The following is a 20,459-nucleotide window of genomic DNA, read 5'->3' as shown; positions in this document are numbered from 1 at the left end:
CACGCCGACCCGCACGGGTGGCGTGCTCGCGGTGCACGCGCACCCGGACGACGAGACGCTGTCGACCGGCGCGCTGCTCGCGACCTGGGCCGCGGCCGGGCTGCCGGCCACCGTCGTCACCTGCACCCGCGGCGAGCGCGGCGAGGTGATCGGCGCGCCGCTCGCCGCCCTCGAGGGCGACGGCGAGGCGCTGGCGGCGCACCGCGAGCGGGAGCTCGCGGCCGCGGTGTCCGCGCTGGGCGCGACCCAGCACTTCCTCGACGCCCTCCCGCTCCCGGCGGACCTGGCCGACCCCGCCGAGGTTGCAGAAGATGTTGCCTTCGCGGCTCGCGAAGCGACATCTTCTGCATGCTCGGCGGGCGATCCGGGTGCGGGGCAGGGCGGGCCGGGTGCGCGGTACGAGGACTCCGGGATGGCCTGGGTCGGGACCGGGCGCGCCGGGGCCGCGGGGGAGGTGCCTGCGCGGGCGCTCGTCGCCGTGCCGCTCGACGTCGCGGCCGGGCGGCTGGCCGGGCTGCTGCGGGAGCGGCGGCCGGACCTGGTCGTGACGTACGAGCCGGGCGGCGGGTACGGGCACCCGGACCACGTGCGCGCGCACGCGATCACGATGCGCGCGGTCGAGATGGCCGCGGGCGCCGACGGCTGGGCGCCCGCCGTCGCGTGGGCCGTGGCCCCCGCGGCCGCCCTGCGCGCGGGGTACGCCGCCCTCGCCGCCGACCCGACCGCCCGGGCCGTGCTGGCCGCCGCCGCGGACGACCGCCGGTCGACCCGCGAGGCCCCGCTCGTGCTGCCCGACCCGGCGGGCCCGCTGCCGTCGGTCGCGACCGACACGCCCGCGGACCTGGTCGTGGAGGTGCTGCCCGTCCGGGACCGCCTGCTCGCGGCGCTGCGCGCGCACGCCACCCAGGTCCAGGCGGTCGCGCCGCTCGACCACCCGGACGCCGTGGCCTGCTACGCCCTGTCGAACCTCGTGCTCGCCCCGGTCCTGCCGCGGGAGTCCTACGCCTGGGCCCCGGGCCGCGACCCGGCCGCTCCGCTCCCGCTGCCCTGAGCGGCGCGGGGTAGCCTGGCGCGTGTGCAGCCCCTGACGACCCGGATGGTCCTCCGCGCCCTCGGCGCCCTGCTGCTCGGCGTGCTCGTGGGCGCCGTCGGCACCGTCATGCACCGGTCGGTGCGGCCCTGGGGCGTCGTCGTCTGCCTGCTGCTCGTGCTGGCCGCCTCGGTGACGGCGCGCGCCTGGGGCGGCTGGGTCGCGTCCGTCGGGCTGCTGGTCGGGCTGTTCGGCAGCGTCCAGGTGCTGTCCGGGTTCGGGCCGGGCGGCGACGTGCTGGTGCCGGGCGGGGACGCCGTGCTCGGCTGGACGTGGGCGCTCGGGGCGCTGGTCGTCGCGCTCGCCGTGGCCCTGGCGCCGCGCCGCTGGTTCGCCGACGTGCCGCTGCGCCGCGGGCCGAGCACGCCGTGACCGAGGTCGACCCGCTCTACGGCGACGGGTCGGGGGCCACCGGCGCCGCGGCCACGGACGCCTTCCGGTCCGCGATGGGGCGGCTCCCCGCGGGGGTGGTCGTGGTGTCCGTGCGGTGGAAGGGCACCGACCACGCGATGACGGCCTCGGCGCTGACCTCGGTCTCGCTCGAGCCGCCGATGCTGCTGCTCTGCGTGCACCAGGACGCGCGGCTGCGCGACGCGCTGGACGAGGTCGACACGTGGGCGGTGAGCGTGCTCGCCGACGACCAGGCGCCGGTCGCCGACTGGCTCGCCTCCCCGGGCCGCCCCGCCGTCGGCCAGCTGGCGCGCGTGCCGCACGTCCCGGCGCCGCGGTCGGGCGCCGCGTGGGTGCAGGGCGCGGCGGCGTGGTTCGAGTGCCGGACGGCGCAGATCGTGCCGGCGGGGGACCACGACGTGGTGCTGGCGGACGTGCTCGAGTCGCGCGAGGGCGATCCCGCGGCGGGCTCGTTGGTGCACCTGCGCCGCCGGGTGCGCGGGCTGCGCTGACCCGCGGCCGGCGTGCCGGCGTCCGCCGGTGCGGCGCCGTGTCCCGGCCGGCCGGGCACCGTTGCGAAGTCGTGACCTGGGAACCCGGCCAAACCGGGCCCACGTCACGGGTCGGGCACGGGTGGCGGCCGTAGAATCGGCGGTCGCGGCGCCCTGATTCGGCAGCGCCGCACACTCGCGAGGGGGAGCTGGATGGCGAAGGGCAGCGCGGAGGGCACCGAGCCCGTCGTGGACGGCGACGGACCCGCGGAGTCGTGGTCCCCGCTCGACGAGTTCGAGCCCGAGCGCCCGCGGCGCTGGCTGCGCCCGACGCTGGTCGTCGGCGGGATCGTCGTGGTGCTCGCGGGCGCCTACGTCGGCGCGTCCTTCGCCCTGGCCGACCGCGTCCCGCGGGGCACCACCGTCGCGGGCGTCGAGATCGGCGGCATGACCGCGGCGCGGGCCGAGCAGACCCTGACCGACGAGCTCGGCGACCTCGCGACCCAGCCGGTGCCGGTGAGCGCGCAGGACATGTCCGGCACGGTCGACCCGGCCACCGCGGGCCTGACGTTCGACGCCGCCGCGACCGTGGACCGGCTCACGGGCGCGGACCTGCGCCCCCAGCGGCTGTGGCGGCACGTCGTCGGCGGCGGGGCCGAGGCGCCGGTGACGGTCGTCGACGACGCGGCGCTGGACGCCGCGGTCGAGCAGCTGTCCGGGTCGCTGACGCTCGCGCCCGTGGACGGCTCGATCGCGTTCGCGGACGGCGAGGCGCACGCCGTCGCCGCCGAGGACGGCTGGGCGCTGGACGAGGACGCCATGCGCACGACGCTGGTCGACACGTGGCTGACCGCCGCCCGGCCGCTGGAGCTCGCCACCGAGGTCGTCGCCCCCGCCATCACCCAGGAGGCGACCGACGAGGCCCTGCAGGAGGTGGCGTCGCGCGTCGTGGCGGCCCCCGTCGCGGTCCAGGTCGCGGGGCAGACCGTCGAGCTGCCGGTGGACGTGCTGGCGGCGACGGCGTCGATGGTGCCGCAGGACGACGAGCTCGTGCTGCAGATGGACGGCCCCGCGCTCGCCGAGGCCGTGCTCGCCCGCTCCACGGACCTGCTGACCACCGCCTCCGACGCGCGGTTCGAGTTCCAGGACGGCGCCCCGGTGATCGTGCCGGGCACCCCCGGCACCACGCTGGACCCCGCGGCGCTCGCGACGGCCGTGGCGGCGGCGACCCAGGCCGACCAGCGGAACGCGCCGGTCGAGCTCGTCGAGTCCGACCCCGCGCAGACCACCGAGGCGCTGCAGGCCCTCGGCGTGACGACGGTCGTCTCCGAGTTCTCGACCCCGCTGACCTCCGAGCCCCGGCGCACGCAGAACATCGCCGCCGGCGCGGCCGCGATCTCCGGCACGCTGGTCCGCCCGGGGGAGACGTTCAGCCTCACCGACGCGCTCGGCCCGATCGACGCGGCGCACGGGTTCACCACCGCCGGCGCGATCGTCAGCGGCGAGCACACGGACGCGTGGGGCGGCGGGCTCTCCCAGCTGTCGACGACCACGTACAACGCGGCGTACTTCGCCGGCATGGAGGACGTCGAGCACAAGCCGCACTCGGAGTGGTTCACCCGCTACCCGGCCGGCCGCGAGGCGACGCTGTTCACCGGCACGCTGGACATGCGGTGGAAGAACACCACCCCGTACGGCGCGCTGGTCCAGGCGTACGTCGCGGACGGCAAGACGTGGGTCCGGATCTGGAGCACCCCGTACTTCGAGGTGACCTCCGAGGCGGGCCCGAAGACGAACGTCGTCCAGCCGACCACCGTGTACTCGCAGTCGGCGACGTGCTCGCCGCAGTCCGCGGGCAACCCGGGTTTCCGGATCACCAACACACGGACGATCAAGCTCAACGGCGAGGTCGTCGCGGTCGAGCCCTCGACGTGGACGTACAAGGCGCAGAACAAGGTGGTGTGCGGGCCGGACCCGGCCACGGCGGCACCCGCGGGCTGACCGCACCGCGCGCGGGGCAGGTCGCACCGCCCCGCGGGGCGGGTCGCACCGCCCGGGGTGCGCCGGGCCGGTCAGCGCCGCGGGCGCCGCTCCGGGGCGGGCGGCACGACCTTGCCCAGCGCGATCTCGGCGCCGGGCACCCGGACGTCCCCGGCGCGGCGCGTCCGGACCGTGACGCCGTCGCCGTCCACCGCCACCAGGTCGCCGAGCACGTCGGTGTAGGGCTGCGGCTCGCCGGCGGGCAGCCGGCGCCGGACGACGACCCGCTGGCCGGCCCGCCACGCGCGCCAGGGGGCGTCGGCCGGGGCGCCCACCCCGGGGTCCGCGCCGGGGCTCGCGCCGGGTCCCGCGTCGTCGCTGGTCACGTGTGGTCCCCGTCTCGTCGTGCCCTGCTGCGCCGGTCGTGCGCAGGTGAGCGATACTAGGAGCAGCCAGCCCGAGACGACCCGGACCGCGCCCGACCGCCGAGGCCGGGGCGTGTGGAGGACACCGATGACGTATGTGATCGCCCAGCCCTGCGTGGACGTCAAGGACAAGGCGTGCATCGAGGAGTGCCCGGTCGACTGCATCTACGAGGGCAAGCGCTCGCTGTACATCCACCCCGACGAGTGCGTGGACTGCGGCGCCTGCGAGCCGGTCTGCCCCGTCGAGGCCATCTACTACGAGGACGACGTCCCCGAGCAGTGGAGCGAGTACTACAAGGCCAACGTCGAGTTCTTCGACGACCTGGGCTCGCCCGGCGGCGCGGCCAAGATGGGCGTGATCGAGAAGGACCACCCCGTGATCGCGACGCTGCCGCTCCAGGTGCACGGCGAGTAGGCGCGTGGGCCTGCACACCGGCGCGCTGCCGGACTTCCCCTGGGACACCCTGACGGCGTACGGCGACCGGGCGCGCGCGCACCCGGACGGCATCGTCGACCTGTCCGTGGGGACCCCGGTCGACCCGACGCCCGAGGTGGTGCGCCGGGCGCTGGCCGACGCCGCCGACGCGCCCGGCTACCCGCAGACCTGGGGCACCCCCGCGCTGCGCGACGCCGTCGTCGCCTGGTACGCGCGGCGCCGCGGCGTCCCCGGCCTCGACCCGGCGGGCGTGCTGCCGACCGTCGGCTCCAAGGAGCTCGTCGCGCTGCTGCCCGCGCTGCTGCGCCTGGGCGCGGGCGACCTGGTCGCGCACCCCGCCGCGGCCTACCCGACCTACGACGTGGGGGCCCGCCTGGCCGGCGCGGAGCCGGTCGCGACCGATGACCCGGCGGCGCTGCTCGCCGGGCCGGACGGCGACCGGGTGCGCCTGGTCTGGCTGAACTCGCCGGGCAACCCGGACGGCCGGGTGCTGGGCGTCGAGGAGCTGCGCGCGGTGGTCGAGGCCGCCCGCGCCGCGGCCGCGCGCACCGGCCGGCCCGTCGTCGTGGCCTCCGACGAGTGCTACGCCGAGCTGGCCTGGGACGAGCCGTGGGCCACCGCGGGCGTGCCGAGCGTCCTGGACCCGCGCGTGACCGGCGGCGACGTGTCCGGGCTGCTGGCGCTGTACTCGCTGTCCAAGCAGTCGAACCTGGCGGGCTACCGCGCGGCGTTCGCCGCGGGTGACCCGGCGCTGGTGGCCGACCTGCTCGCCACCCGCAAGCACGTCGGCATGATCGTGCCGGCCCCGGTGCAGGCGGCGATGGTCGTCGCGCTGGGCGACGACGCCCACGTGGCCGAGCAGCGCGAGCGGTACCGCGCCCGGCGATCGGCGCTGCTCGGCGCCCTCGTGGCCGCGGGCCTCGTCGTCGACCGGTCCGCCGCGGGCCTGTACCTGTGGGCGCGGCCGGCCGCGGGCGACGACGACTGCTGGGCCACCGTCGGCCGGCTGGCGGAGCGCGGGATCCTGGTCGCGCCCGGCTCGTTCTACGGCGCCCCGCGGCACGTGCGGGTGGCGCTGACGGGGACGGACGAGCGGATCGCGGCGGCGGTCGAGCGGCTGGCGGCGGTCGGCGCGCGCTGACGTCGCGGGACCCGGCGCGGGGCCCCGCGCCGGCGGTGCGCGACCTGCGACCGACCGTGTGACCCTCGTCACAGCGCCTCGCGCCGCTCCCGGGATGGTTCCGCCCGCGGACGGCACGTAGCCTCGACGCAGGCCGAGCCACCCCCGTGGCGCGCGCCCGCACCGCAGCGGCCGCCGGCGACCTGACCTGCACGACCTCGCGGACCGGACCGAGGTCCGAAGCCCCGCACACCGCCCGAGGAGGAGCGCCATGTCCGACGTCACCACCGAGCCTGTCCAGCTGGTCGTCGACGGCACCCCGCACGACCTGCCGGTGGTGCGCGCGACCGAGGGCAACGACGGCGTCGTCGTGTCGTCGCTGCTGCGCGAGACCGGCCTGGTCACCGTCGACCCCGGCTTCATGAACACCGCGTCCTGCGAGTCGCAGATCACCTACATCGACGGCGACGCGGGCATCCTGCGCTACCGCGGGTACCCGATCGACCAGCTCGCCGAGCGGTCCTCGTTCCTCGAGGTCGCGTACCTGCTCATCAACGGCGAGCTGCCGACCACGGACCAGCTCGAGGCGTTCGTCGAGCGGATCAACCGGCACACGTTCGTCCACGAGAACTTCCGGACGTTCATGGGCACGTTCCCGTCCGGCGCGCACCCGATGGCGGTGATGTCGTCGGCGATCAACGCGCTGCCGACGTTCTACCCGGAGTCGCTCGACCCGTTCGACCCGGCGACGGTCGAGCTCGCGACCGTGCTCATCCTCGCGAAGACCCGGACGATCACCTCGTACCTGCACCGCACCTCCCGCGGCGAGCCGCTGCTGTACCCGGACTACTCGCGCGGGTACATCGAGGACTTCCTGCGGATGACGTTCGCGGTCCCGTACCAGCAGTACGACGTCGACCCGACGGTGGTGCGCGCGCTCGACAAGCTGCTGATCCTGCACGCCGACCACGAGCAGAACTGCTCGACGTCGACGGTCCGCATCGTTGGGTCCAGCCACGCCAACCTGTACGCGTCGGTCGCCGCGGGCATCAACGCGCTGTCGGGCCCGTTGCACGGCGGCGCCAACGAGGCCGTGCTCCGGATGCTCGCCGAGATCCAGGCGAACGGCGGCGACGCCACCGAGTTCATGCGCCGGGTCAAGAACAAGGAGCAGGGCGTCCGGCTCATGGGCTTCGGGCACCGGGTCTACAAGAACTACGACCCGCGCGCCGCCATCGTGAAGGAGAGCGCCGACGCGGTGCTCGCGGCGCTCGGCAAGGACAACGAGCTGCTGGACATCGCGCGGACCCTCGAGGAGATCGCGCTGTCCGACGAGTACTTCATCTCGCGCAAGCTCTACCCGAACGTCGACTTCTACACCGGCCTGATCTACAAGGCGATGGGCTTCGACGAGCGGATGTTCACGCCGCTGTTCGCGCTCGGCCGGATGCCCGGCTGGATCGCGCAGTGGCGGGAGATGATGACCGACCCGCAGACCAAGATCGGCCGGCCGCGCCAGGTGTACTCGGGCTCCCCGGAGCGGACCTTCGTCCCGGTCGAGGAGCGCTGACGGGGGCACCGCCCGCGCGGGCGAGCGCTTCCCCCGGATCGGGCCGGACGAACCGGTCAGAACCCGACGAGCCGGACCGATCCCGGGAGGCATGTCGCCCACTGAGGCCGCGCACCATCGCGGCAGCGGCCGGCGGTCAGGACCCGTGCGGGGGCGACGCGGGGTGCGGCCGACCGGCGTCGAGCGGGCCTTCGGGCCCGAGGAGATCATCGTCTCCAAGACCGACCCGAAAGGGGTCGTGACCTACGCGAACGACGTGTTCGTGCGCGTGAGCGGGTACGCCGAGGACGAGATCGTCGGCGCGCCGCACAACCTGATCCGGCACCCGGCGATGCCGCGCGCGGTGTTCCGGCTCATGTGGGACGTCATCCCCACGGGCCGGGAGCTGTTCGCGTACGTGCTCAACCTCGCGGCGGACGGCGGGCACTACTGGGTGCTGGCGCACGTCACCGCCTCGCGGGGACCCTGTGGCCGGGTGGTCGGATACCACTCCAACCGCCGGTGGGTGCCGCCGGCCACGCGGCGCACCGTCGGCGACCTGTACGCCCGCGTCCGGGCCGCGGAGGACGCCGAGCCGGGGACGCCCGCCGCGCTCGCCGCGGGTGCGGCCGCGCTCGACGCCGCCCTGGCCGACGCCGGGGTGACGTACGACGAGTGGGTGTGGTCGCTGGCCGGCCGGGACGACGCCGACGGGGGTGCCGCGTGACCGCGGCGACGCCGCCCGGGGTCCCGGGTGCCCGCGGCCTCCGGTGGTCCCGGTCGCACCGGTCGCCCCGGACCGCCGGGCCGTCCGCGGCCCCCGACGACGGCGCCGCGGCCGCGCTGGCGGCGATCGCGGCGTTCTGCGAGCGCATCGCGGCGGGCAACCTCGAGGGGCGGCTGCCCGCGCTCGGGGACGACCCCGACGTCCGGCGCGCCCGGGCGTCCCTCAACCGGCTCGCGGACCTGGTCGACGCCTACGTCCGCGAGTCCCAGGCGTCCCTGACCGCGGCGGGCGAGGGCCGGTTCCACCGCCGGTTCCTGCGCCGCGGCATGCCGGGCGCGTTCCGGGAGGGCGCCGCGCGGATCGACGGGGCGCGCGCCGCGCTGGAGGGCGCCGCGACCCGCACCGCCCGGGACCGGGCGGAGCGGGCGGACCTGGCCGAGCGGATGGTCGCGGTGGCGGAGCGGGTCGCGGGGAGCGCGCAGCGGCTCGCGACCTCCGCCGCGGCGCTGGCGGCGGCGGCCGAGCAGGCCACGGCGGCGGCGCGCGACTCCCGCGCCACGGTCCGCGAGCTCGCCGAGACCTCCGGGCAGATCGACGAGGCCGCCGGGCTGGTCAAGGCCATCGCCAGCCGGACCCGGCTGCTCGCGCTCAACGCGACCATCGAGGCCGCGCGGGCGGGGGAGGCCGGGCGCGGGTTCGCGGTCGTGGCCCAGGAGGTCCGGTCGCTCGCCGACGACTCCGCGGGGCGGTCGGACGACATCGCGCAGCAGGTGGCCGAGGCGCAGGCGGTGGCCGAGCAGGCGGGGCGCGCGATCGGCCGGATCGACGACATCGTGGCGGGCATGTCGAGCCAGGTCGAGGCCGTCGCGGCGGCGGCGGGCGGTGGCTCGGATGCGGGCGCCGAGGCGGAGGGCCTGGCCGAGCTCGCGGAACACCTCCGGGAGGAGATCACGGCCTTCGCGTCCTTGCGCTGACCTGGCGCGTCCCACGCCCGCCCGCCGAGATAGGACCTCCGCGAGGAGATAGGACCGTCCAGGGTCCTATCTCGGCGGGCAGGTCCTATCTCGGCGAGAGGGGAGCGAAAGGGGAGGGGGCCGAGGGTCAGGGGGCCGGGGCCAGGGTCACGGCGACCGTGCCCTCCGGGACCGCGCCCGCGTCGGCCGTCGCGCCGCCCGCGGTCCAGCCCTCGCCGCCGCGGTCCCACCGGTCGTCGCCGACCTCGACCGCGTCGACGCCCAGGCCCTCCGCGACCGCGACCGCCCACTGCGCGACGGCCCAGGAGGCGCGCGCCGGGTCGCCGCCGGTCGCCGCGGTCAGGCCGGCGACGTCGAGCAGCACGACCGGCCCCGCCGACCCGTCGGCCGCGCCGTCGACGGCCGCGGACACCGCACCGCCGAAGTCGCGCTGCACCCGCGCCGCCACGGCGTCGACGCTGCCCGGCCCGGCCGCGGGGTCGAGGTCGCAGTCGAGCGCCGCGGGCGTCCAGCCGGTCAGCGCGGAGGCCCAGGCGCGGGACCGGCCCTCGTGCTGCGCGTAGGCGCCCGGGAACCCGGAGCGCTGCACGGCCTGGGCCGCCTCGGTCACGGGCAGCTCGGTGTACCCGGGCACGGCGACCAGCCCGTCGTAGAACTTCCCGGTCGAGTACACCGGGTCCATGATCTGCTCCACGGTGCCCCAGCCCTGCGAGGGGCGCTGCTGGAACAGCCCGATCGAGTCCCGGTCGCCGTAGTCGATGTTGATCAGCCGCGACTCCTGCAGCGCGGTCGCGAGCCCGATGGTGGCGGCGCGCGCGGGCAGGCCGCGCTGCGCGGCGGTGGCGGCGATCAGGGCGGCGTTGTCGGCCTGGTCCGCGGACAGCCCCCACGCCGTGCCGTCGACGGTCGCGGTGCACCGCCGGGACGCGGGCGCGGGCGACGTGCCGCCGAGCGCCCACACGACCGCCCCGACCGCCCCCGCCAGCAGCGCGACCGCGGCCAGCGCCGCGCAGCCCAGCCGCGAGGCGGTGCTGCTGCGGCGGCGGGACACGGCGTCAGTTCGCGTGCAGCGCGGCGTTGAGCGTGATGCCCGTGCCGGTGCGCGCGACCGCCTCGACCCCGCCGGTGAGCGAGTTGCGCCGGAACAGCACGCCGTCGGAGCCGGAGAGCTCGCGGGCCTTGACGACGCGCGGGGTGCCGTCCTCGTCGGCCCGGCCGACCAGGGTCACCTTGGTGCCGGCGGTCAGGTACAGGCCCGCCTCGACGACGCAGTCGTCGCCGAGCGAGACGCCGAGGCCGGCGTTCGCGCCCAGCAGCGACCGCTCGCCGATCGACACCCGCTCGCGGCCGCCGCCCGACAGCGTGCCCATGATGGACGCGCCGCCGCCGATGTCGCTGCCCTCGCCGACGACGACGCCCTGCGAGATGCGGCCCTCGACCATCGAGGTGCCGAGCGTGCCCGCGTTGAAGTTCACGAAGCCCTCGTGCATGACCGTGGTGCCGGACGCGAGGTGCGCGCCGAGCCGGACCCGGTCGGCGTCCGCGATCCGCACGCCCTCGGGGAGCACGTAGTCGACCATGCGCGGGAACTTGTCGACCCCGAACACCGTGACCGGGCGGCCCGTGGCCGCGCGCAGCCGGGCGCGGGTGAGCTCGAAGCCGTCGACCGCGCACGGGCCGTGGTCCGTCCACACGACGTTGGGGAGCACGGCGAAGACGCCGTCCAGGTTGAGCGTGTTCGGCGCCGCGAGCCGGTGGGAGAGCAGGTGCAGCCGCAGGTACGCGTCGGCGGTGTCGACCGGCTCGGCGTCGAGGTCCACGACGGTCAGCACGGTCTCGGTGCGGACCCCGCGGGCCGCGTCGACCGCGACCAGCGCCGCGAGCTCCTCGGGGCACTCGGCGGCGGCGGGCACGTCGCCCAGGGCGGGCTGCGGGTACCACGCGTCCAGCACGGTCGCGGAGTCGGTGACGGTGGCCAGGCCCCATGCCCAGGCGGTGCGGTCGGTCATGGCGTCCAGCCTAGGGGCCGTCGGCGAGGGGGCGGTCGTCCGCGGGTAGGGTCGCGGGCGTGACGACGACCACCCCGCTGGACCTGACCGCCGACCTCACGACGCTCACCGCGGCGATCTGCGACATCGCCTCCGTGAGCGGCGACGAGGCGGCGCTGGCCGACGCGGTCGAGGCGGCGCTGCGCGGGTACCCGCACCTCGAGGTGCTCCGCGACGGCGACGCCGTGGTCGCGCGCACGCACCTCGGCCGGCCGTCCCGGGTCGTGGTCGCCGGGCACATCGACACCGTGCCGGTCACCACGGACCCCGCGAACCTGCCGACCCGGCTCGAGGGCGCGGGCGCCGACGCCGTGCTCTGGGGCCGCGGCACGGTGGACATGAAGGGCGGCGTCGCGGTGCAGCTCGCGCTCGCCGCCGCCCTGACCGAGCCGACCCGCGACGTCACCTGGGTGTTCTACGATCACGAGGAGGTCGAGGCCTCGCTGAACGGCCTGGGCCGCATCGCGCGGGAGCACCCGGACTGGCTGGCGGCCGACTTCGCCGTGCTGTGCGAGCCGACCGACGCGGGTCTGGAGGGCGGCTGCAACGGCACCCTGCGCGCCGAGGTCCGGGTGCCGGGCGTCGCGGCGCACTCGGCGCGGGCCTGGACCGGCGTCAACGCGATCCACGGGGCGGCCCCGGTGCTGGCGGCGCTCGCGGCCTACGAGCCCGCCGCCGTCGAGGTCGACGGGCTGGTGTACCGCGAGGGGCTGAACGCCGTGCTGATCAGCGGCGGCGTCGCGACCAACGTCGTCCCGGACCGCTGCGTCGTCACGGTGAACTACCGGTTCGCCCCGTCCCGCTCCGTCGCGGAGGCGGAGGCGCACCTGCGCGACCTGTTCGACGGCTTCGAGGTCGTCGTCACGGACTCCGCCGCCGGCGCCCGCCCCGGGCTGGACGACCCCGCCGCGGCCGAGTTCGCCGCCGCGGTGCTGGGCGTCACCGGCGGCGCGCCCGCCCCCAAGTACGGCTGGACGGACGTCGCGCGGTTCTCCGCGCTCGGCGTGCCCGCGGTGAACTTCGGCCCGGGCGACCCGCTGCTGGCGCACAAGGACGACGAGCGGCTGCCGGTCGCGCAGCTCGAGCTGTGCCACGACGCGCTCCGGGCCTGGCTGACGGCCTGACCCGACCCGTCACGCGGGGTTCACCCGGGCGCCGCCGGGGGCGCCGGTGCGTGCACCGCCGCGGACCGTAGAGTCGGGGCCATGAGCGACGACGGCGTTCCCGTCCCGGGTTCGGGGTACCGCAAGGGCCCCGTGCTGCTGCGGCGCGGGCAGATCCCCACCACCACGTCCGACCAGCGCCTGCTGTCCGGCGGCGACGGCGCCGACTGGCTGCACGGCGACCCGTGGCGGGTCATGCGGATCCAGAGCGAGTTCGTCGAGGGCTTCGGGGCGCTCGCGGAGCTCGGCCCCGCGGTCAGCGTGTTCGGCTCCGCCCGGACGCTGCCCGAGCACCCGGACTTCGCGCTCGGCGAGGAGGTCGGCCGGCTGCTGGCCGAGGCCGGCTACGCGGTGATCACGGGCGGCGGCCCGGGCATCATGTCGGCGGCGAACAAGGGCGCGTCCCAGGCCGGCGGGCTGTCGGTCGGGCTGGGCATCGAGCTGCCGTTCGAGCAGGGCATGAACCCGTGGGTCGACCTCGGGGTCAACTTCCGGTACTTCTTCGCGCGCAAGACGATGTTCGTGAAGTACGCCGAGGGCTTCATCGTGCTGCCCGGCGGCTTCGGCACCTTCGACGAGCTGTTCGAGGCGCTGACCCTGGTGCAGACGCACAAGGTCACGGAGTTCCCGATCGTCCTGGTCGGCACCGACTACTGGCAGGGGCTGCTCGACTGGCTGCGCGGCCCGGTGCTGGAGCGCGGCATGATCCGCGAGGCCGACCTGGAGCTGATCCGGCTGGTCGACGACCCGCAGGAGGCGGTGCGCATCGTCCGCGACCGCGGGGCCGAGCTGCGCGCCGCCGAGCGCGCGGCGGCAGCGGAGGCCGAGCGCGCGCAGGAGGAGGCCGAGGCGGAGGTGGCGGACGAGGCGGAGGACGCCGCGGGTGGGCGCTGAGCCCGCCGCGCCCGCGGGCGTCCCGGCGCCGGGCGCGCCGCTGCTGCTGCGCGGCCGCTGGTTCGGCCCCGGCCGCCCGGTCGTCATGGCGGTGGTGAACCGCACGCCCGACTCGTTCTACGCCGCCGCCCGGTACGACGACGCGGGGGCCGACGCCGCCGTCGCCCGCGCCGAGGAGGAGGGCGCCGACCTGGTCGACCTCGGGGGCGTGCGCGCCGGTCGCGGGCCGGCCGTCGACGTCGCCGAGGAGATCGCCCGGGTCGTCCCGCTGGTCGAGCGGGTCCGCCGCCGGCACCCCGACCTGTTGGTCAGCGTCGACACCTGGCGGGCCGAGGTCGCGCGCGCCGCGGCGGACGCCGGTGCCGACCTGCTCAACGACACCTGGGCCGGGCACGACCCGGCGCTGGTGGAGGTCGCGGCCGAGCGCGGGCTGGGCGTGGTGTGCTCGCACACCGGCGGGCTGCCGCCGCGCACCGACCCGCTGCGGGTGTCCTACCCGCTGCCCGACGGCGCTCCCGCCGGCACCGACCCCCGGGACGGGGTGCTGCTCGACGTGCTCGCGACGCTCCGGGCCGCGGCGGGTCGCGCGGTCGACCTCGGGGTGCACCCCGCGAGCGTGCTGGTCGACCCGACGCACGACTTCGGCAAGAGCACCTGGCACTCGCTGCACCTGGTCCGGCGCACCGCCGCGCTCACCGCGCTCGGGCACCCGGTGCTCGTCGCGCTGTCCCGCAAGGACTTCGTGGGGGAGACGCTGGACCTGCCGCCCGAGGACCGGCTCGAGGGCACGCTCGCGGCGACGTCGCTGGCGGCGTGGCTCGGCGCCCGGGTGTTCCGGGCGCACGACGTCCGGGCGACCCGCCGGACGGTCGACATGGTGGCGGCCCTCCGCGGCGACGCGCCCCCGGCGCGGGCCGTGCGGGGCCTGGCGTGACGGCGGGGCCGGGGAGCACCGCCGCCGCCGACGCCGCCCCGGCGCGGCGCGCCCTCGACCCCCGCACCTGGCCGTGGTGGGCGCAGGCGCTCGCGGTGTACGCGGCGGCCCGCGCCTTCTCGGCCGTCGTCCTGCTGGTCGTCGCCACCCGGCAGGTGGCCAGCGGCTGGACCGGCGCGTCCCCGGGGTACGCCGAGTACACGGGCCTGATGTGGGACGCGACCTGGTACCGGACGATCGCGGAGGGCGGCTACCCGGCGCAGCTGCCGGTCGGGGCCGACGGCGTGGTGCAGCAGAACGCGTGGGCGTTCTTCCCGCTCTACCCGTTCCTGGTGCGCGCGCTGATGACCGTCACCGGCGGCTCGTGGGCCGTGGTCGCGCCCACCGTCTCGCTCCTGGCCGGCGCGGGCGCCGTGCTGCTCGTGCACCGCGTGGTCGTCCGCGGGGCGCCCCGCGCCGTGGCGGCGCGGCCCGGCCTGCCGCTCGCGACGGTGCTGCTGGTCAGCGTGTTCCCCACGTCCGTCGTGCTGCAGGTCGGCTACACGGAGTCGCTCGCCCTGCTGCTGGTCGCCGCGTCGCTGCTCGCGATCGTCACCCGGCGGTACGGCTGGGCGTGCGCCGCGGTGCTCGCGCTCGGGTTCACCCGCGCGGTCGCGCTGCCGATGGCGGTGGTCGTCGCCGTGCACGCGCTGGTGCGCTGGCGACAGTGGCGTGCCTCCGGCGAGCGCCCGCGGGGCCGGGACGTGCTCGGGATCGGCGCGGTCGGGCTCGCCGCGGTGGTGTCGGGGTTCGCGTGGCTCGCGATCTGCGGCTGGGTCACCGGCGTGCCCGACGCCTACCTGCAGACGCAGGAGGCGTGGCGCGGTGCGGCGACCACCGCGCCGTTCGCGGGCTGGTCCTACGTGCCGGCGTTCTGGTTCGGCGCCGCGTGGCCGCTCGTGGTGCTCGCCGCGGCGGTGTTCGTGGTCGCGTGCCTGGTCACGCCGTCGGCGTGGCGGCTGGGACGCGAGCTGCACGCCTGGTCCGCGGCCTACCTGCTCTACCTCGCGGCCGCGGTCGAGCCGGGCAGCAGCCTGGCGCGGTTCCTGCTGCTGGCGTTCCCGCTCGGCGCCGCGACGGCGGGGCTCGTCACCCGGCCGCGGGCGGCGCGGTGGGCGTGGACCGGGGCGGTCGCGGCGCTCATGCTCGTCCTCCAGGTCGTCTGGGTCTGGCACATCTGGCGGTTCGTGCCCCCGGCCGGCTGGCCGCCGTGACGGCCCCCGGGCGGCGTCCGGGAGCCGCCGCAGGGGCCTGACGAGGGGGTTGGCGCGCCCGCCGCGCGTCGGCGGCCCCGCCTTGTCGCCCCGGTGAACTAGACTGAGGCCTGGACATCCGGGAGCCGGAGGCCCGCTCCTGCCCGTCCCGCCCCCCGCGGACGCGGAGGGACCGGGCGCCCGGACGCCCAGCTGACGACGCGAAGGAGAGCCCCGCATGGCCGCGATGAAGCCGAGGACTGGTGACGGTCCGCTCGAGGTGACCAAGGAGGGCCGCGGCATCGTCATGCGGGTCCCGCTCGAGGGCGGTGGCCGACTCGTCGTCGAGCTCAACGCGACCGAGGCGCAGGAGCTGGGCGAGGCCCTGACCTCCGTCGTCTCCTGACCGCGCGGGACCCCCTTCCGACGTGGCTCGTTCCCTGACCCCTCCCGCCGTGCGCATCGGCCGCGCGGTCCCGGCGATCGGCCTCGCGGCCGGCTCGCTGGCGACCTCGGGGCTGCTGCTCGAGGCCGGCGTCGACGCGGTGGCCGTCCCGGTCGCCCCGGCGGCGCCGGACGACACCGACCTCCAGCCGCGCCGCGGCACCGCCGACGCGGCGGCGCGGTACGGGATCGACCTGGCCGAGCTCGCGGAGCGGGCCGGGCTGACCGGCACCGCCGGCGAGGCGTGGACGCTGCTGCTCCCGCGCCCCGTCGGCAGCGCCACGGGCGACCTGCCGTGGGCCGGCCTGCCGCGCCGGCTCGTGCTGGTCGGCGTCGGCGACGGCACCCCGGACGAGCTCCGGCGTGCCGGGGCCGCGCTGGCCCGCGCCACCCGGGGCCTGCGCCGGGTGCTGACCACCGTGGCCACCGAGCCCGGTGCCGACGGCCCCCGGGCCGTGCGAGCGTTCGCCGAGGGCTACCTCCTCGCCGCCTACCGCGTGCAGCGGATCGGCGCGCCCGCGTCCCCGAAGGAGGCGCCCGCGGAGGAGCTCGTGGTCGTCGGCCGCGAGGGCGTCCGCGTGCAGACCGCGCTCGACGAGGCGGTGCGCGGCGCGACGGCCACCTGGTTGGTGCGCGACCTCGCCAACACCCCGTCGAGCACCAAGGACCCGGCCTGGGTGGCCGACCGCGCGTCCGAGCTGGCCCGCGCGGCCGGCCTGCGGGTCGAGGTCCTCGGCCCGCGCGAGCTCGAGGCGCAGGGCTTCGGCGGCATCCTCGCCGTCGGCCGCGGCTCGGCGTCGACCCCCCGGCTCGTCACCGTCACCTACGACCCGGCCGGGCCGGCGGGCGGCCCCGCGCGCCGCGCGCAGCACGTCGTCGTGGTCGGCAAGGGCATCACGTACGACACGGGCGGCCTGTCCATCAAGCCGCGCGAGGCGATGGTGCCGATGAAGACCGACATGGCCGGCGCCGCGGTGGCGCTCGCGACCGTGCTCGGCGCGGCCGCCGCCGAGCTGCCGCACCGGGTCACCGCCGTGCTGCCGCTCGCGGAGAACCACGTCGGGGCCGCCTCGTACCGGCCGGGCGACGTCCTGCGGCTGTGGGGCGGGCGCACGGTCGAGATCGCGAACACCGACGCCGAGGGCCGCCTGGTGCTCGGCGACGCGCTGGCCTGGGCCGACGCGACGCTCGACCCGGACGTGCTCGTGGACGTCGCGACGCTCACCGGCGCCGCGAGCCTCGGCCTCGGCAAGCAGCACGGCGCCCTGTACGCGACCGACGCGCGGCTGACCGCCGCGCTCGAGGCCGCCGGCGCCGAGTCGGGCGAGCCGGTCTGGCCGATGCCGCTGGTCGAGGACTACGCCGACGCGGTGCGGTCCACCGTCGCCGACCTGCGGCACGTCCCGCAGGACCCGAAGTACGGCGGCGGCTCGATCACGGCGGCGCTGTTCCTGCGCGAGTTCGTGGGCGACCGGACCTGGGCGCACCTCGACATCGCGGGACCGGCGCGGTCGACGGCGGACAAGCACGAGGTCACCGAGGGCGCGACCGGGTTCGGCGCGCGGCTGCTGCTGCGCTGGCTCGCGGCGCTGCGCTGACCCGGGACGTCCCGGCCCCGGACCACGACGGCCGCCCACCCCGCGGGGTGGGCGGCCGTCGTCGTGCGCGGGCCGGGTGCTCGTGCCGTGGCGCCGTCAGCGGCGGACGGCCACCAGCAGGCCGTCGCCGACCGGGAGCATCGCCGGCATGAGCCGGTCGTCCTCGCGGACCAGCCGCCCGGTCTCGCGCACCAGCGTCGTCGCCTCGTCCCGGCGCGCGGGGTCGGCGACCCGGTCGTGCCACAGCGCGTCGTCGACCGCCAGGACCCCGCCGGGCCGCAGCAGCCGCACGGCGCGCTCGACGTAGGCCGGGTAGCTCTCGATGTCGGCGTCCACGAACACGAGGTCGTACGCGCCGTCGGTCAGCCGCGGCAGCACGTCGAGCGCCCGGCCCGAGATCGTGCGGGTGCGCGCCGCGCGGACCCCCTCCTCGGTGAACGCCTGCTTGGCCGCGCGCTGGTGCTCCACCTCGACGTCGATGGTGGTGAGCACGCCGTCGGACGGCATCCCGCGGAGCAGGCGCAGCCCGCTGACGCCGGCGCCCGTGCCGACCTCGACCACCGCCCGCGCCCGCGAGGCCGCGGCGAGCACGGTGAGCGCGGCGCCGGTGCCGGGCTGCACCGGCGTGCAGCCGAGCTCGCCGGCGCGGTCCCGCGCGCGCAGCAGGGTGTCGTCCTCGGGGACGAAGCCCTCGGCGTAGACCCAGCTCGCGGCCTTGTCGGTGGCGATGGTGTCCTCCTGGTCTCCGGGTCGTGCGGGGGAGTCGTGCGCGGGTCGCGCGGCGGCCGGTGCGCGGACGTGCGCGGGCGCTGGCCAGCCTAGTGCGCGGTGCCGCCCGCGGCGGCGCGGCGCCCCGGGCGGCCGGCGGGTGGGTGACGGCGGCCCGGGACGTCACCCGCTCGCGCGGGAACCGGGCGGGACGTGTGCGCGTTGTGCGGGGACAGGGGTGGACCGGGTTCGCACCCGGCCCCGCGTCCTGGGACACTGGGTCCCTGGGACCTCGTGCCGCACCCGCGGCCCCCGAGCAGAAGGACGTGGATGGCGACCTCGTTGCCCGACCCGGACTGGCAGCCCCCGACCTGGGAGGCGATCGTCCGGGAGCACTCCGCGCGCGTCTACCGCCTCGCCTACCGGCTCACCGGCAACCGGCACGACGCGGAGGACCTCACGCAGGAGGTGTTCGTCCGCGTCTTCCGGTCGCTGTCCACGTACACCCCCGGCACGTTCGAGGGCTGGCTGCACCGGATCACGACCAACCTGTTCCTCGACGGCGCCCGCCGGCGCCAGCGCATCCGCATGGACGCGATGGGCGAGGACGGCGACCGCTACCCGGCCACCGACGCCGGCCCCGAGCGCGCCTTCGAGCACGACAACCTCGACGTCGACATCCAGCGCGCCCTCGACGAGCTGCCCCCGGAGTACCGCGCCGCCGTCGTGCTCTGCGACATCGAGGGGCTGTCCTACGAGGAGATCGCGGTGACGCTGGGCATCAAGCTCGGCACCGTGCGCTCGCGCATCCACCGGGCGCGCGCCCGGCTGCGCGTCGCGCTCGAGCACCGCGCGCCGGCCTCCGTGCGCGCCGCCGCGGAGCAGCCCGCGGGCGGCCGCGCGTCCGAGGTGACGGCCCCGGCGGGTGCCCGGTGAACGGCCACCTCGGCGACCGGGTCAGCGCCCTCGTCGACGGCCAGCTCGGCCCCGCCGCCGCCGAGCGGGCGCTCGCGCACGTCGCGGGGTGCCCGCGGTGCGCCGCCGACCTCGCCGCGGCGCGGGCCGCCCGGCGGGTGCTCTCCGACTGCGACGACGTCCGGCCCGCCGGCGACCTGACGGCGCGGCTGCTCGCGCTGGGCGGCGCACCCGTGCCCACCGGCCCGGACGCCGGCGGTCTCGGCGCCGCGCGCCCGATGGACCCGTTCGTCCCGCCGTCGGCCGTGCGCGGCACGGCGGCGTTCACCGGCACCGCCCCCTCCGCCGGCTCCGGCATCGGCGGCCTGCTGGGCCGCAGCCCGTTCGGCGAGGGCGTGCTGGGCTCGCGCTCGGTCCTGGGCGGCTCCGTGCTCGGCTCGCGGCGCCTGCTCGGCGACCGGCCCGTCGTCGGCAGCGCCCCGGGTGCCACCGCCGCCGCGACCCGGCGCGGCCTGCGCGCCGCGGTCGGCTCGATCACCGGCCTCGGCGTCGTCGCCGTCGGCCTGTTCCTCCTGGGCGACCGCCCGACCGTCGCGCCGGTGACGGAGTCCGCCGAGGCCCTGCAGCTGCTGGGCGACGCGGGCACCGCCGCGGTCCCGGTCGTCGCGGGCGGCGCCGGCGGGACGTCCGGCACGGGCGGCTCCGCCTCCGGCCCGGCCGCGGGCGCCTCGACGCAGGACTACCTGGACTGGATGCGTGCCGAGGGCTGGACCTGCCCCGAGCAGGTCCCCGCCGGCTGGGCCGTCACCGCCGTGCACCTGCGCGACGACGGCAGCACCCTCGAGGTCGACCTGTCCGGGCCGACCGGGGACGTCGTGGTCACCGAGCAGCACGGCCGGCTCGACGTCTCGGCGCTCACCGCGGCCGAGCCGGTCGACGTCGAGGGCCGCACCGTCTACCTGCTGTCCGCCGAGCCGTGGCACGCCGCCTGGCAGTCGGGGGACACCGTCGTCGAGGTCGTGTCGTCGCGCACCGGGTCGGGTGCCGCCGCCGTGGTCGCGCAGTTCCCCGAGGGCCGGTTCGACGCGGGGCTGAGCGCCCGCCTGACCCGCGGGTGGGACACGTTCGCCGCCGCGGTGCACCTGCCGTGACCGCACCGGACGAGCGCGCCGGGGACGCGGCGGGGGACGGGACGGCCGACCGGCCCGCGACGGCGGACCGGCCCGCGCCCGCCGACCGGCCCGCGACGGCGGACCCGTTCGCGCCGCCGCCGGCCGCCCCGCGGGGCTGGGCGCCGCCGCCCGCCTGGGGCGCCCCGTCCGGGCCCGCGCAGCCGTGGCC

At 77.4% G+C, this 20,459-nt stretch carries 20 protein-coding genes and 2 pseudogenes; 18 read left to right on the top strand and 4 right to left on the bottom strand.

What is annotated here, in order from left to right:
* From AC3WUG_RS05910 to AC3WUG_RS05895, 4 genes and pseudogenes are all read left to right on the top strand, one after another.
* Positions 1 to 1,051: pseudogene (locus tag AC3WUG_RS05910) on the top strand (PIG-L family deacetylase); the annotation flags it as partial.
* A gap of 24 nt (positions 1,052 to 1,075) precedes the next feature.
* Complete coding sequence (locus AC3WUG_RS05905) at positions 1,076 to 1,462, top strand: hypothetical protein (protein ID WP_492326814.1); 387 nt, start codon at positions 1,076 to 1,078, stop codon at positions 1,460 to 1,462.
* Positions 1,459 to 1,992 carry a flavin reductase family protein gene (locus AC3WUG_RS05900; RefSeq protein ID WP_492326813.1) on the top strand — a complete coding sequence of 178 codons (534 nt, stop codon included), beginning with the start codon at positions 1,459 to 1,461 and terminating at the stop codon, positions 1,990 to 1,992. Before AC3WUG_RS05905 ends, AC3WUG_RS05900 begins: the two co-directional genes overlap by 4 nt.
* Positions 1,993 to 2,184: 192 nt before the next feature.
* Positions 2,185 to 3,972 (top strand): VanW family protein, encoded by a 1,788-nt coding sequence (locus AC3WUG_RS05895; protein WP_492326812.1) that lies wholly within the window; start codon positions 2,185 to 2,187, stop codon positions 3,970 to 3,972.
* 71 nt (positions 3,973 to 4,043) lie between these two features.
* On the opposite strand, the gene AC3WUG_RS05890 is transcribed toward AC3WUG_RS05895, so the two are convergent.
* A complete protein-coding gene (locus AC3WUG_RS05890) occupies positions 4,044 to 4,337 on the bottom strand; it encodes a putative acetyltransferase (protein WP_492326811.1) in 294 nt (97 codons plus the stop codon).
* A 127-nt stretch (positions 4,338 to 4,464) separates the two neighbouring features.
* On the opposite strand from AC3WUG_RS05890, the gene fdxA reads away from it, so the two are divergent.
* From fdxA to AC3WUG_RS05865, 5 genes are all read left to right on the top strand, one after another.
* A complete protein-coding gene (gene fdxA, locus AC3WUG_RS05885; protein WP_147795850.1) occupies positions 4,465 to 4,791 on the top strand; it encodes a ferredoxin in 327 nt (108 codons plus the stop codon).
* A 4-nt stretch (positions 4,792 to 4,795) separates the two neighbouring features.
* Positions 4,796 to 5,953 (top strand): succinyldiaminopimelate transaminase, encoded by a 1,158-nt coding sequence (gene dapC / locus AC3WUG_RS05880; RefSeq protein ID WP_492326810.1) that lies wholly within the window; start codon positions 4,796 to 4,798, stop codon positions 5,951 to 5,953.
* Positions 5,954 to 6,203: 250 nt separating this feature from the next.
* Positions 6,204 to 7,502, top strand: coding sequence for a citrate synthase (locus tag AC3WUG_RS05875; RefSeq protein ID WP_492326809.1), 1,299 nt, complete (start codon positions 6,204 to 6,206; stop codon positions 7,500 to 7,502).
* Between the two features lie 163 nt (positions 7,503 to 7,665).
* Entirely contained in the window at positions 7,666 to 8,208 is a 543-nt protein-coding gene (locus AC3WUG_RS05870) for a PAS domain-containing protein (RefSeq protein WP_492326808.1), read from the top strand.
* Positions 8,205 to 9,182: a methyl-accepting chemotaxis protein gene (locus tag AC3WUG_RS05865; protein ID WP_492326807.1), complete on the top strand. Its 978-nt coding sequence runs from the start codon at positions 8,205 to 8,207 to the stop codon at positions 9,180 to 9,182. The genes AC3WUG_RS05870 and AC3WUG_RS05865 overlap by 4 nt, the downstream gene beginning before the upstream one ends.
* Before the next feature lie 127 nt (positions 9,183 to 9,309).
* Here the strand turns inward: AC3WUG_RS05865 and AC3WUG_RS05860 are convergent, their stop codons facing one another.
* Entirely contained in the window at positions 9,310 to 10,233 is a 924-nt protein-coding gene (locus tag AC3WUG_RS05860; protein ID WP_492326806.1) for a hypothetical protein, read from the bottom strand.
* A gap of 4 nt (positions 10,234 to 10,237) precedes the next feature.
* Positions 10,238 to 11,191 carry a 2,3,4,5-tetrahydropyridine-2,6-dicarboxylate N-succinyltransferase gene (dapD, locus tag AC3WUG_RS05855; protein ID WP_492326805.1) on the bottom strand — a complete coding sequence of 318 codons (954 nt, stop codon included), beginning with the start codon at positions 11,189 to 11,191 and terminating at the stop codon, positions 10,238 to 10,240.
* Positions 11,192 to 11,250: 59 nt separating this feature from the next.
* Here dapD and dapE point away from each other — a divergent pair, with 59 nt between their 5' ends.
* The 6 genes from dapE (at position 11,251) to AC3WUG_RS05825 (ending at position 17,495) form a co-directional block, all read left to right on the top strand.
* Positions 11,251 to 12,354: a succinyl-diaminopimelate desuccinylase gene (gene dapE / locus AC3WUG_RS05850; RefSeq protein WP_492326804.1), complete on the top strand. Its 1,104-nt coding sequence runs from the start codon at positions 11,251 to 11,253 to the stop codon at positions 12,352 to 12,354.
* Between the two features lie 81 nt (positions 12,355 to 12,435).
* Positions 12,436 to 13,287 (top strand): LOG family protein, encoded by an 852-nt coding sequence (locus tag AC3WUG_RS05845; RefSeq protein WP_492326803.1) that lies wholly within the window; start codon positions 12,436 to 12,438, stop codon positions 13,285 to 13,287.
* Positions 13,277 to 14,221 carry a dihydropteroate synthase gene (gene folP, locus AC3WUG_RS05840; protein ID WP_492326802.1) on the top strand — a complete coding sequence of 315 codons (945 nt, stop codon included), beginning with the start codon at positions 13,277 to 13,279 and terminating at the stop codon, positions 14,219 to 14,221. Before AC3WUG_RS05845 ends, folP begins: the two co-directional genes overlap by 11 nt.
* Entirely contained in the window at positions 14,218 to 15,474 is a 1,257-nt protein-coding gene (locus tag AC3WUG_RS05835; protein WP_492326801.1) for a hypothetical protein, read from the top strand. The genes folP and AC3WUG_RS05835 overlap by 4 nt, the downstream gene beginning before the upstream one ends.
* 217 nt (positions 15,475 to 15,691) lie before the next feature.
* Complete coding sequence (locus AC3WUG_RS05830; protein ID WP_082812748.1) at positions 15,692 to 15,859, top strand: DUF3117 domain-containing protein; 168 nt, start codon at positions 15,692 to 15,694, stop codon at positions 15,857 to 15,859.
* A gap of 22 nt (positions 15,860 to 15,881) precedes the next feature.
* Positions 15,882 to 17,495: a leucyl aminopeptidase family protein gene (locus AC3WUG_RS05825; protein WP_492326800.1), complete on the top strand. Its 1,614-nt coding sequence runs from the start codon at positions 15,882 to 15,884 to the stop codon at positions 17,493 to 17,495.
* A 96-nt stretch (positions 17,496 to 17,591) separates the two neighbouring features.
* Here AC3WUG_RS05825 and AC3WUG_RS05820 read toward each other — a convergent pair whose 3' ends face one another.
* Positions 17,592 to 18,224, bottom strand: coding sequence for an O-methyltransferase (locus tag AC3WUG_RS05820; protein WP_492326887.1), 633 nt, complete (start codon positions 18,222 to 18,224; stop codon positions 17,592 to 17,594).
* A gap of 309 nt (positions 18,225 to 18,533) precedes the next feature.
* Here AC3WUG_RS05820 and sigE point away from each other — a divergent pair, with 309 nt between their 5' ends.
* The 3 genes and pseudogenes from sigE to AC3WUG_RS05805 form a co-directional block, all read left to right on the top strand.
* Positions 18,534 to 19,139 carry an RNA polymerase sigma factor SigE gene (gene sigE, locus AC3WUG_RS05815; RefSeq protein WP_492326799.1) on the top strand — a complete coding sequence of 202 codons (606 nt, stop codon included), beginning with the start codon at positions 18,534 to 18,536 and terminating at the stop codon, positions 19,137 to 19,139.
* Positions 19,136 to 20,269 carry a zf-HC2 domain-containing protein gene (locus AC3WUG_RS05810; protein WP_492326798.1) on the top strand — a complete coding sequence of 378 codons (1,134 nt, stop codon included), beginning with the start codon at positions 19,136 to 19,138 and terminating at the stop codon, positions 20,267 to 20,269. The genes sigE and AC3WUG_RS05810 overlap by 4 nt, the downstream gene beginning before the upstream one ends.
* Positions 20,266 to 20,459, top strand: a pseudogene (locus AC3WUG_RS05805) (hypothetical protein); the annotation flags it as partial. The gene AC3WUG_RS05810 and the pseudogene AC3WUG_RS05805, both read left to right, overlap by 4 nt.

The organism is Cellulomonas sp. EB106-03-03-XG116 (genome assembly GCF_058792015.1).
The sequence above is the reverse complement of the archived record's forward strand: the minus strand, read 5'-3'. Positions and strand labels throughout refer to the sequence as shown.

Excerpts from the sequence above, each read along its gene's own strand:
- AC3WUG_RS05895 (WP_492326812.1), top strand. The coding sequence starts at position 2,185 with ATGGCGAAGGGCAGCGCGGAGGGCACCGAGCCCGTCGTGGACGGCGAC.
- fdxA (WP_147795850.1), top strand. The coding sequence starts at position 4,465 with ATGACGTATGTGATCGCCCAGCCCTGCGTGGACGTCAAGGACAAGGCG.
- AC3WUG_RS05875 (WP_492326809.1), top strand. The coding sequence starts at position 6,204 with ATGTCCGACGTCACCACCGAGCCTGTCCAGCTGGTCGTCGACGGCACC.
- dapD (WP_492326805.1), bottom strand. The coding sequence starts at position 11,191 with ATGACCGACCGCACCGCCTGGGCATGGGGCCTGGCCACCGTCACCGAC.
- AC3WUG_RS05845 (WP_492326803.1), top strand. The coding sequence starts at position 12,436 with ATGAGCGACGACGGCGTTCCCGTCCCGGGTTCGGGGTACCGCAAGGGC.
- AC3WUG_RS05830 (WP_082812748.1), top strand. The coding sequence starts at position 15,692 with ATGGCCGCGATGAAGCCGAGGACTGGTGACGGTCCGCTCGAGGTGACC.
- sigE (WP_492326799.1), top strand. The coding sequence starts at position 18,534 with ATGGCGACCTCGTTGCCCGACCCGGACTGGCAGCCCCCGACCTGGGAG.